Annotated in this window: 6 protein-coding genes; 4 read left to right on the top strand and 2 right to left on the bottom strand. The window is 57.1% G+C overall.

Annotation, left to right across the window (positions count from 1 at the left end):
• The first annotated feature begins 121 nt into the window (after positions 1-121).
• Positions 122-7069: an NEL-type E3 ubiquitin ligase domain-containing protein gene (locus TU84_RS25250; protein WP_053225248.1), complete on the top strand. Its 6948-nt coding sequence runs from the start codon at positions 122-124 to the stop codon at positions 7067-7069.
• Positions 7070-7149: 80 nt separating this feature from the next.
• On the opposite strand, the gene TU84_RS15635 is transcribed toward TU84_RS25250, so the two are convergent.
• Positions 7150-8541 (bottom strand): aldehyde dehydrogenase family protein, encoded by a 1392-nt coding sequence (locus TU84_RS15635; RefSeq protein WP_048370483.1) that lies wholly within the window; start codon positions 8539-8541, stop codon positions 7150-7152.
• Between the two features lie 103 nt (positions 8542-8644).
• On the opposite strand from TU84_RS15635, the gene ptrR reads away from it, so the two are divergent.
• Positions 8645-9532, top strand: a complete 888-nt coding sequence (gene ptrR, locus TU84_RS15630; RefSeq protein WP_048370481.1) for a putrescine utilization regulator PtrR — start codon at positions 8645-8647, stop codon at positions 9530-9532.
• Here the strand turns inward: ptrR and TU84_RS15625 are convergent.
• Positions 9529-9999: an RES family NAD+ phosphorylase gene (locus tag TU84_RS15625; protein WP_048370480.1), complete on the bottom strand. Its 471-nt coding sequence runs from the start codon at positions 9997-9999 to the stop codon at positions 9529-9531. The two genes, ptrR and TU84_RS15625, sit on opposite strands and share 4 nt — an antisense overlap.
• A gap of 109 nt (positions 10000-10108) precedes the next feature.
• Between TU84_RS15625 and TU84_RS15620 the strand changes: the two genes are divergently transcribed.
• Both TU84_RS15620 and TU84_RS15615 read left to right on the top strand, forming a co-directional pair.
• The gene (locus tag TU84_RS15620; RefSeq protein ID WP_048370478.1) at positions 10109-10987 is read left to right on the top strand and encodes a LysR family transcriptional regulator; all 879 of its coding nucleotides are present in this window, start codon (positions 10109-10111) and stop codon (positions 10985-10987) included.
• A gap of 172 nt (positions 10988-11159) precedes the next feature.
• Positions 11160-12086, top strand: coding sequence for an AEC family transporter (locus TU84_RS15615; RefSeq protein ID WP_048370475.1), 927 nt, complete (start codon positions 11160-11162; stop codon positions 12084-12086).
• The last annotated feature ends 12 nt before the right edge of the window (positions 12087-12098 follow it).

Below are 12098 nucleotides of genomic sequence, written 5' to 3'. Positions count from 1 at the left end.
CGATGAGAATGGGCCAGTAACGTGATCAAGCACTGGCCCGTGCGGTAAATAGTTACCACCCGAGCAGGGCGCAGGTGAGGTTTTCTGATGACTTATTGAATGAGTTATCAGGAGAGACTCAATGACGGGAACACCCGTAGTACAGGTTGCAGGCCCCAATGGCGCATTTATCAAGGACAAAATGCCCAGTTGGATCAAACACAGCCACCCCTCACATATTCAACGCTTGAGAGCGGGCTTGTTTGCAGGGCATGTCAACGAAGACCAGTTGCCCGAGTGGTTCACCCATGCCGCACCCTGGCTGCGTGAGGCATTGTTGGTGAGCCAGGCGCGAAGCCGTAAGGCGCATGCCATGCTGGCCATTAAACTCCAGGGGTTTAAAGGCATCGCCGAGTTTGCGGAGCCACTGCTGGTGGAGGCCATGAAGGGGCTCGATTCGTCGGCTATCGATGTCAATAAAAACAGCCTCTATTACCTGCGTCGTGATCAAGCGGTACACGAGCAAAGCCTGCTGCAGGCGGCCTTGCTCAACTTTTCGGGTAAAGAAGACTTCTCGGTGGTGGTCGGGGGAGCATCCAGTGTGATCGCCCCGGCGGGTGCGTTGGTGACCGAAAAAGCTGGCTTGACTGCCGACTGGTCATCAGGCTTTTCGCGTGAAGAGGGGCCAGGATTGATCAGGCGAGAACACATCCGGCCTGATTCGATAGAGGGCAACCGTTATCGTTTTAAAGAGCAGCACGGCGTAGCACCTCAGGCTTTCTCGCAGTTATGCCGCCAGCTTGATTTGGGCAAGCAGTATCAGGAGCACTTGAACAGTGTTTTTGATGATCCGGCAACACGCGCCGGATTGCGACATCAGATGATCATTGCCCTGAAAGAGCAAATGGCTGTGCGGCTTCATACCGGCCTGATGGTAGGCGATGTCAAAGGGGCGGGTTACCAGATGGTCCGAGGATTGCTCGACGGTGCCCCAAACCCGAGGATGGGGCCGCTGGTCTTCAGTGGGCTGGAGCTGTTGGGCTTCAACATTGGCCATGTAGTGATCATCGAGTCTGCTCGCTCGTACCCCATTAGAGGCTGGGTGGAGGAGCACACAGGCATTACTTTGCCGGCAGTCCGGTTTGATGAGCCCGGCCCTGATCCTGTCATGGTGTATATCCCGGGAGCCCCTATCAGCCCTCTCAAGGAGTATTCCTCACTGGGTGAATTCACTCAGGACTTGGTCGCGAACTTAGGCTCCGCCAATTACCAGCAGTTTTTTGCAAGCCTGGTACCGCAAGGCAAACAGAAGGACTTTCTGACGCGCCTGAACCATCAGTTGATCGAGAAACACCCCACACCTGGCACCCAGGAGGAGCCTGTTTATTTTGCCGCATCGAGCGTCAACTTGAGAGTGAGCCAGCAAACGTTGCAACCGATCTCTGGCGATATCTTCAACACGCTCTATTTCAGGCAAATAGAAAGGATAAAAGAGGATGCGCTTGCGATCGCCATACCCACTGCTGTGGTGGATTGGGAGCAGACCGTCGAGACCCTGGAGTACTGGGCGTCGGTGGGAATGAATGTGCTTAACGTCGCTGCCTTTTTTGTTCCCGGGCTGGGAGAAGCGATGATGGTGGTCATGGCGCTGCAGTTGGCCAAAGAGGTTTACGACGGCTTTGAAAGCTGGAGTGTGGGTGACATGGAGGGTGCATGGTCGCACCTGGAATCAGTGGCTATGAATGTGGCATTCATCGGCGTGATGGGCGGTGCCGGGTATGCCTTTAGCAAGATACCGGCGGGCACTATTCCCCGAATTCTTAAAGAGGTGAGACAGGCCTTGCTGCCCACGGGGGAGATTCGTCTGTGTAAGCCAGAGGTTCATGCTTTTCAGGTCCCCGAGCAGGTGCTGGACAACAGTGAGCCCAATGTTCTGGGGCAGTATCACGTCAATGGCAAGACGTATGTTCGAGTGGGTGAACACGTCTATGAGCAAACATTTGATCCATCAGCCAATAAGTGGAAGCTCAAACATCCCGATGCCCAGAACGTATTCGAGCCCACGCTTGAGCACAATAACGCGGGGGCATGGCGCCATGCTCATGAACAGCCGCTGGAGTGGAATCGAGCCACCTTGCTGCGTCGCCTTGGGCATGAGACCCGTCTGTTTGACGATGCCACCCTCGGCCAGATGGGGGACTTAAGCGGGGTGTCTGATGCGGCACTGCGTCAAGTTCATATCGAGGGTTTGCCCACGCCTTCGGTGTTACTCGACACGTTTGAGCTGTTCAGGGTTGATCGCGAACTGGATGCGTTGATTGAGCAGATCGCCAGTAGTAAAGGCTTTACCCACTATCAGGACGAGGTTTTGCGTGTGCTGGTTGAAACACCAGGTTGGCCCCGAGGGCAAGAGCTTGAAGTGTTTGATGGCGACCAGATGTGGGGTCCTTCAACGCGTTATGGGAAGGTGCTGGTTGAGCGCGACCCCCGGCCGATTATCAGAATCACCCGTGCTGACATTGCCCAGGGAACGTTAGCTGAACGGATTCTCTCCTTATTAAGCGATGAGCAGGCAGCACAGCTGCTGGGTCGTACAGAGGGCCCTGTATCGCAAGCCCGGCGCTTCAATCAGAAGCTTGCCGATGGCCTGAGCCAACATAGACAACGCCTGCTTAAACGCCTGCTAAGTGCGGTCAAGAGTGCGTCCTCTTCAACCGAAGTTGAGGTCTTGCGTAACAGATTTCCCTCGTTGTCAGAAAGAGCAGTGAAAGAAGTTCTGGAGAACGCCAGCAGCAGTGAGTTGGCGGATATGCGTAACGGATCATTCCCCAAACGCATCGACGACAGTGCACGCGTCTACGTCCAGCAAGGGCGAATGAATCGTGCAATGGCAGGACTGTGTAAGCAGAGCTTGTTTTCTCTGGACAGCGAGCGCTTGGCTCTGCGTGGTCTGGAACATTTGCCGGGATGGTCAAATGACGTACAACTGCAAATCAGGGCCAATAGCAGCAATGGACGCTTGCTCGATAGCATTGGCCTTGATCAGGACCCCGTCCGTAAAACCCTGATCAAGTCCGGTGATCACTTTTCTGTAGTGCAAGCGGCAGGTGTGCCCTTGAGCGCTGATCTGAACCTTTATGAAGCAATTTTGCAGGTGTTGCCCGAACAGACACGTGAAGCCATGGGCTATTTAGACATCAGTCAGGCTGATGACTTGCGGGGAGCATTGGCTAAGCATGCATTGTCGAATCGTTCAGAAGTGGCGCAAATATTGCGTCAGCGCATTCCAGGGGCGGAGCCTCCTCTTGGGCGGATCAATAACCAGATCGGTTATGCGTTGTCTGGCACTGGAAAAGGTCTTGGCGTCAGAGACCTGCAAGTCGTGAGGCTGCGCGATGTTTATCCAGACATGAGTGATGAACAAGCGCTTGGCTACATTGAAGCGCGGTTGAGCCAAGGGATTGCCGACCAACAGATATTTGATCAGTTAGAACAGCAGCTAAATGAACTGCAGGGGTTGCGTAGCGTCTTGCAAGCCTGGAGTGCTGAGAGGAGCGGACGCTCTGGGATTGTGAGCAGAGTCATTGAGTGCTGGCGCACAGGGCTGCCCTATAACCATGACGCCAATATTGCCCTCGATTTGGGAAGCGTCAGCCAATTGCCGGCATGGGAAGCTGACTTCTCGCATGTCAGGGCCTTGAGTATGGACGCCAGCTTGTTAGTCAGTGAGCCGGGCGCCGGACTTCTCCAGCGTTTTCCTAATGCACGACGTCTGGAGTTGTTCGTAAGCAAAGAACAGATCGGGCCGATTGCACAGGCTCTGCCTGCATTGGACGGGATTACTGAGCTTTCGCTGATGTTGAATGTCGGAGCAGACTCAAGCGCACCGCTTATTGATGCGCTGTCGAGACTCTCACAGCTCGAGCAGTTATCCCTAAGCTGCGACATCAATGCGCTGGATGTCACGCAGTTGTCCGGGCTTCGAGGGTTGAGCCTGTTCGGCAACATTAGTCAATGGCCAACAGGGCTTTTCGGGCTCGAACATCTTGAGTTGCTGGACCTGCGTAATACCTCGATTGTGACGCTGCCAGACACTTTTTTTGAGAGCAGCCTGCATCCGTTTTCAACGCTGCGTCTGAACTGGTCGGGCATGAGTCTGGACACTATCGTGAGGGCCTATGATTTCCTGTCCTCTATCCCTGCCTATGCCGCTGAAGTGTCCGATCTGGCCTCCAGTTATGTGAGCGAAGGACTAAGAACCATAGCCATTGGGACCCGGGTGCCTGCGCTGACGGAGTCTGTGATTCAGCGCGCCTTGTACAAGTTGCCAGCCGGGGTGTTGATCAGACGGGTTGGTGAAGTTTCTGAAGAGTACCGAACTCTGATTGCGCGTCTGAACCACTGGAAAAGCCAGGTATCTTCAGGCGCTTACACTCACTTTCGGCAAACGGTTTGCGATCGGATTACAGGTTGCTGGCGCAGCGGGTTGGCCGGACGGCTGGGTCTGGAAGGCGATGATCTGGGCGTTGCCTGGAAACTACCGGAGGAGGGCGGCATGCTCGACCTGGAAGGGGACGCATATGGCGACTTGCCAAAGCTTGAAGCCCATTCTTTTACCCATGTCACGCGCTTGAGAATACCTGCGCTTAACGTGCCTGTAGACGAGTTGAACACGTTCCTGGGCGCCTTCATAAATGTACAAGCAGTGGATCTTTCGCGAAGCCAATTACTGGATTTTCCATCCGCGTTGGCAGACATGCAGCAGTTACGCAGTTTAAACCTCGGGTTCAATGAGTTGAGGGTCACGCCGCAGATGCAGGAGAGCCTTAATTCAATGCTCGGGCTTAAGCAATTGGACCTGAGTGGTAACTGGGTAGACGAGCTGGATGTCAGTTCACTCGATGAGCTGCAAGAACTCAACTTGAATAGCACTTCAATAAAGCACTGGCCGGCAGGCATTGAACGGTGTCGTTCGTTAAGGTTCCTGAATTTAAGTTTCAGCGCGTTAACCGAGATTCCACCTGAGGTCGTAAATCATCCAACCGTGTTAAGCAAAACGCTGGTGCAAGGGTGCCGGTTAACCCGTAAAAGCTGTGATGACTTATTGAGTTATGCGCTCAAACATAAACGTAACCGGGTAGGAGGCATCGGCCTGGACAGGCTGGCCGAGGGCGTGACGGACGGCGAGCCTGAACCCTTCCCGATTCAGGTCGTAGACAACCCGGACTTGCTGCTGCCTGAGCCGTTCACGACCGCCCCCGATGATACCCCTCTGACTCGCTTGCAGCGACTGACCCCCGATCTGACGCCCGCGCAGGCGCAAGCACGCCTGGAGCAAATTCAAACAGGTGAAGTCTCCATTGAAGTCAGGCTTGAGGCGTGGGAACAGGAACTCGGCGCACTCACGAGTCGCCTCAATGACTGGATCGCGAGCCGCAATTACCGAATAGAAGGGGGCAGGCGTTGGGTTAACTCGGCAGACCGCAAGACTGCCTCGGATCGTATTCTCCAGGCCTGGCGATATAGCGTGGCCCGTTCAGGCGTCGAACAGCAGGCGCTCGACTTCTCAGGTTTATGCATCGGCGACATTCCTCAGTTTCCAGGCGCGCTTTATGACATTACCGCTTTGAACTTGAGTGGTTCGGGTTTAACGGAGTCGGGAGTGCAAGCATGTATCCGATCGTTTAGCCAGTTACGCACCTTGCAACTGAACAATGCAAGCTTGACCAGACTGCCTGAGTCCATTGGGGCGCTCCAGCATTTGAACAGCCTGGAAGCCGCTGGCAACCATTTGATTTCAGTTGATCTAGAACCCCTGCGTGGGTTGAAATCGCTGGATCTAAGTCGAAACGCGCTGACCGAAGTCGACGTCCAGGGCATGGATAACTTGCAGACACTGATACTCAGTGGCAATCGATTGAGTGAATGGCCTGAGGGCGTACTGGATCTTGCGCAATTGCGTGTTTTAAAACTCGATACCAATCAGATCGAGGCCATTCCCTTTCGCGCTCTGCAAGGTCATCACGACCTGCTGATGGCCGGGACTGACCTGTCCAATAATTATCTACCCAACAGTGAACTAAGGTCGTTGTACGACTACCGTGATTTCACAGGCAATGACTTGGGGTATTCATTGGAAGACTTGCAGGTCGACAGTTCTGAAGCCGGTTCGGATGAAGATTCTGATGGGCAGAGCGATGTAGAGACCGATGAAGAAATAACTGATGAGTTACCGGGTGCGCAGGCCTTGGGAGATGAAAAAACACCGTGGTTCCAGGACGTGTCTGCTGATTCAACAAAACACGAAATGTGGGACGTGCTTAGAGCAGCCCCCGGCTCCCAGTATTTTTTTCGCCTGCTTGAGTTACTTCAAGGGAGTAAGGATTTTGCCCTCGTCAGGGCTGAGTTGAACCAGCGAGTATGGGAGGTACTGGAGGCAGCTTACAAAGATGAGACGTTGCGTGATGAGCTTTTCAGCCTGGCCCGCTCGCGCGGTACCTGCTCCGATGGAAGGATGCTTGTATTTAACGACATTGAATTAAAAGTGTATGAGTTCAATGAGTTTGGTATGGGTGCCGCGAGTAAAAGTGGTCATGAGCTGTTTACGTTTTATAAACGGATGTTTCGTCTCGGTAAAGTGGAAAGCATTGCTCAGGCGACGGCCAATGCCTCAGGAACTATTGAAGTCGTAGAGGTACGTTTGGCTTATCGCACTGCCCTGGCCAACAGGCTGGACTTGCCCAAGCAGGCCGCCGACATGTTGTATAGAGCTAGTGCGCCCGAAGTCACGCCTGCAGCCATAGAAGAGGCTTATGAAAAGGTCATCTTGGCTGAAAAAAGCAGTGAGTTTCTAGAGCATCTGACGACCCAGGACCACTGGCTCACTTATCTGAAAGCGCAATACCCTCAAGAGTTCGAGGCGCTGCAAGCTTATAGCGATGAGCTGATTAATGCACTGGATCAGCAATACGACAGCCCTGCCAGTGAGGGGTATGAAATAGCGGCAGATATCGCGCGTATAGAGGTGTCTGTCAGAGAGCATGACCTCCTGCTGCGACTCAGCGGTCTTCAGCGTGCGTTACTGGAATAGAAGCGTCATTGACAGGGCCAGCACGGGAGCGATGATCCCGTGCTGGCCCCTGTTATCCCTGTTCAGTGGCGGGCATCCACTCAGTGGCGGTCCAGCCACACGGTTTGCACGTTGCAGAATTCCCGCACGCCGAAGTGCGACAGTTCACGGCCGAAACCGCTTTTCTTCACGCCGCCGAAAGCCACGCGGGGGTCGCTGGCCGAGTAACCGTTGATGAACACGCCGCCGGTTTCCAGTTCGCCGGTCAGTTGCTGGGCCAGTTCAACATTGGCCGTGTAAATGGTCGCTGTCAGGCCGAAGTCGCTGTCGTTAGCGAGCGCCACCGCATGCGCACAGTCTTGTGCGGTAATGATCGACGCCACCGGGCCGAACAGTTCCTGTTTGAACGAGGTCATTTGGTCGGTCACGTTGGCCAGAATCGTCGGCTCATAGAAGTTGCCAGACCCTTCGGCTTTGCCGCCGCCGAGCAACAGCGTCGCGCCTTCTTCCAGGGTGTCGCGCACTTGTTGGTCCAGTTCGTCACGCAGGTCATAGCGCGCCATCGGGCCGATGTAGGTATCGCTGGACAGCGGGTTGCCCACCACCAGTTTGCGGGTGGCCTCGACGAATTTTTCAGTGAATGCCTCAACCACGCCTTTTTCAATGATCAGGCGCTTGGCGGCGGCACAGACTTGCCCCGAGTTTTGGTAACGACCGACCACGGCAGCCTGCACGGCGGCGTCGAGATCGGCGTCATTGAGCACGATGAACGGGTCGGAGCCGCCCAGTTCCAGCACGCATTTCTTCAGGGCAGCGCCAGCCTGTGCGCCGATGGCGGTACCGGCGCGAACACTGCCGGTGAGGGTCACGGCGCTGATGCGCGGGTCGGCAATGGCGCGCGACACACCGTCCGGGGTGACGTTGACCACTTCAAACACGCCCTCGGCAAAACCGGCGCGCACAAAGGCGTCGCGAATCAGGTAGGCGCTGCCCATCACATTCGGTGCGTGCTTGAGCACGTAGGTGTTGCCTGCCAGCAAGGCGGGTACCGCGCCGCGCAGCACTTGCCAGACCGGGAAGTTCCACGGCATCACCGCCAGAATCGGGCCCAGCGGACGGTATTCGATGCGTGCCTTGCCGCCTTCGACCTGGGTCGGTTCAGCGGCCAGCATGGCTGGGCCGTGTTCGGCGTACCACTCGCAGAGCTTGGCGCATTTCTCGATTTCGCCACGGGCCTGGGTGATCGGCTTGCCCATTTCCTCGGTGATCATGGTTGCCATGGCGTCAGCGTTGTCGCGCAGCGCCTGGGCCAGTGCAACCATGGCGGCAGAGCGCGCTTGCAACGGCGTGCGCTTCCAGCGGCTGAAGCACGACGCGGCGCGGGTGAGGGCCGCGTCCAGAGCCTCGGCGGACTCATACGCGTAGTGGCCAATCTGCTCGCCCGTGGTCGGGTTGATCGAAAGGGCGTGGGTCTGGCTGGAAATCGGGCTCATGGCATGGTCCTGCTGAGTGAGTAGATGGGCACAGAGTAGGGTGGCTAAAGATTTCTTGAAACTGAATAATAGAGATCGTTTCTTTCACGATTGGAGAATGACTGTGGATCTGGTGCAATTGGAAATCTTCAAGGCGGTGGTGGACCACGGCAGCATCAGCGCTGCGGCGGCCCACATCCATCGTGTGCCCTCAAACCTGACGACGCGGATCAAACAGCTCGAAGAGGATTTGGGTGTCGACCTGTTCATCCGCGAGAAAAGCCGTTTGCGCCTGTCACCGGCTGGCTGGAGTTTCCTTGACTACGCGCGGCGCATTCTCGACCTGGTACAAGAAGCGCGGGCGACAGTGGCGGGCGAAGACCCCCAGGGTGCATTCCCGCTGGGTTCGCTGGAAAGCACCGCCGCGGTGAGGATCCCCGCCTTGCTGGCGGCCTACAACCAACAGCACCCCAAGGTCGACCTGGACCTCTCGACGGGGCCGTCCGGTGCCATGATTGAAGGCGTATTGTCGGGTCGACTGGTGGCTGCGTTCGTCGACGGCCCGGTGCTGCACCCGGCGCTGGAAGGTGTGCCGGTGTTCGAAGAAGAAATGGTCATTATCGCGCCGCTTCATCACGCGCCGATCCGCTGCGCAACCGACGTCAACGGCGAGAGCATCTACGCCTTTCGGGCCAATTGCTCGTACCGCCATCACTTTGAAAAGTGGTTCAACACTGACGCCGCTGTGCCCGGCAAAATCTTCGAAATGGAGTCTTACCACGGCATGCTCGCCTGCGTCAGCGCCGGTGCCGGGTTGGCGCTGATGCCCCGCAGCATGCTCAACAGCATGCCGGGGTGCGCGACGGTCAGCATCTGGCCGCTGGCCGCCGAGTTCCGCTACCTGACCACCTGGCTGGTCTGGCGGCGCGGAGCCGTGTCGCGAAACCTCAGCAGCTTTGTGCAGTTGCTGGAGGAACAAGGGCTGAGCGCTACGCCTGCTCTTGGCGATTAAGCTTCGCTGATTTTATTGACGCTGGTGATACGCCCATTCCAGATCATCTCGTAGTGGGCTGACTGAACCATCGACGACACGGCGCTTGGGGTCATAAGTGCCCAGCAGTGGTTGCCTTCCAAGCGCACAGAGTTGTACCGCAGCCCTGGGCATCGGGCGTCTTTCACGGCCTTGCCCAACGCATGCGAGTGCGTGTAAACGTCGGGGTTAACGTGGGTGAACGGGGCGGTCGCATAAGAGCAACCCGGGATACCAAACGGAATCTCTGCTCGCGGTATCAACTCAAGGCGCCCGACTTCATTTTGCATTCGGGGATTGGTCAGTGCCTGAATCTGGTACAGCGCTTCAAAGACGGCGGCATCGGCCACGTCATCAAATAGGGCAATGGGCGGGAATTTTGAATTGACCAGTCGATAGGCCAGCAGCGACGCGCCGGGCAGATCTGCCAACTGGTTCAAGGTCACCATTGCGACCCCCGCAGTACATCAATGCGCCGATAGGTCTCGTACAGAGAAATCATGTCTAAGTGCTTCGAGTTAAAGTGGGACAGCCTGTGTCCATTACCCAGAGATCACCATGTCACTACGCGCCCTTCACACCTTGATCGCCATTGCTCAGTACGGTTCGTTTGTGCGCGCTGCGGAGGCTGTACATCTCACGCAGTCTGCGGTGAGCCTGCACATAAAGTCCCTTGAAGAGACGTTCAATGCGACGTTGTTCGACCGCTCGCGGCGTTTGCCGGTGCTCACCGAGGCGGGCCATGTGGCGGTGGAGCGGGCGCGGGAGATAGTGGCGCTGTATGACGGCATTGCGGCTGAAATTGGCGGGGATAACGAGCTGCGCGGCAGGTTGAGGATTGGCGCCATTCACACAGCGCTCGCCAGCACGTTGCCTGCGGCCTTGGCTGCGTTGGCGGCCGAGCACCCGCATGTGCGTATCAACGTGGCCTCTGGTATGTCGGCGGAACTGGCCGTGCGCGTTGAGGCGGGCGAACTGGACGTTGCGATCACCACCGAGCCTGTACGCCCGCACCCTTATGGCCTGGTCAGTACCACGCTTTATGAAGAGGGCTTCTGGATAATTGCGCCGGGTTCTCTGGCGGGGCAGGATTTTCGGCAGTTACTGCAACAGCAACCGTTCATTCGTTTTGATCGCCGGGCCTGGGCCGGACGCACCATCGAGCAGGAGCTGCGGCGGATGCGCCTGCGCGTGCACACCAGCATGGAACTGGACAGCCAGGAGGCGATCATCCAGATGGTCAGCAGCGGGCTTGGGGTGGCGGTGATTCCGCTGTCCAGTCACAACCTCGCGCAGTTGGGCCATCTCGACATTCAGCCCTTCGGCTCGCCGCAAAAGACCCGCCGCGTGGTCTTGCTGGAACGCGAAGACCGCCCATTGGCCAGATTGGCCGCCGCCCTCGCGCAGGCCGTTCAACGGCATGCTCCGGCCAGATGACCTATGAGCAAAACTTGTTGATGGCTGAATATTAAGTCGATTTTATTTTAGGTCGCGAGTTCTTATCGTGGTGCTCATCCAACCGTTGCCCGGAGAGCTCCATGTCACCTGTCGCTTGCGTAAAAATGATTGAAGGCTGTAACGGGTCAATTCGCCCTGCAGGGGCTCGGTAATGACCCTCGCACTGCTGCTCGCCCTGGCGCCTATCGCGTTGCTTATCGCCCTCGGCGCCTGGCTCAATCACAGTCGTTTTCTGGCCGACAGTTTTTGGGCTCAGGCAGAGCGTTTGGGGTATTACGTTCTCTTGCCGGCGCTGTTTTTACATGGCTTGGCCACGGCCAGCCTGGACAACGTGCCCGTGAAGGGCATGGCCCTGGTGCTGGTGCTTTCGACCTGTGCAGTCACTGTGGCACTGGTCGCCAGCAGGCCACTGCTCAAGGGCAGTGATGCGGCGTTTACCTCGGCTTTTCAGGGCGGCATACGCTTTAACAACTATGTCGGCGTGTCGATCGTCGCGGGCTTGTTCGGCGCCCAGGGCATTGCTCTGGCGGCGGTCGCCAACGCGGCCATCGTGCCGACGGTGAACATTCTGTGTGTGCTGGTGTTCGCACGGTACGGCACCGGGGCCAAGATGACGGCGGGCAAGGTGGCCCGGCAATTGGCACTTAATCCGCTGGTGCTGGCCTGCTTTGGCGGGATAGCACTTCAGGTGCTGGGGCTAGGACTGCCGGTGGTTATTGAACCCGTGCTCAAGGCGCTGGGGCAGGCGTCGTTGCCCCTCGGTTTGCTCTGCGTCGGGGCGGCCCTGGAGTTGGGTTCGGTGCGCAGTTGGGTGCGGCCGGTTGCGTACTCATCACTGGCCAAGTTTGTGGTCATGCCGCTGGCGACGGTAGGCGCGTGCCATGTGTTTGGCCTGGACGGCAAAGCGGCGATTGCGGCAGTCCTTTTTCAAGCACTGCCCACCGCATCGTCGTCCTACATCATGGCGCGGCAACTGGGGGGCGATGCCCCGCTGATGGCCGGCATCGTGGCGAGCCAAACCTTGCTCGCGGCGGTGACGCTGCCCCTTGCCGCGATTGTTTTGATTCCCTGGATCTAATCGCCGCAGAGC

Source organism: Pseudomonas helleri, from assembly GCF_001043025.1.
Lineage (GTDB): Bacteria > Pseudomonadota > Gammaproteobacteria > Pseudomonadales > Pseudomonadaceae > Aquipseudomonas > Aquipseudomonas helleri.
This window is presented reverse-complemented; position numbering and strand designations above follow the sequence as displayed.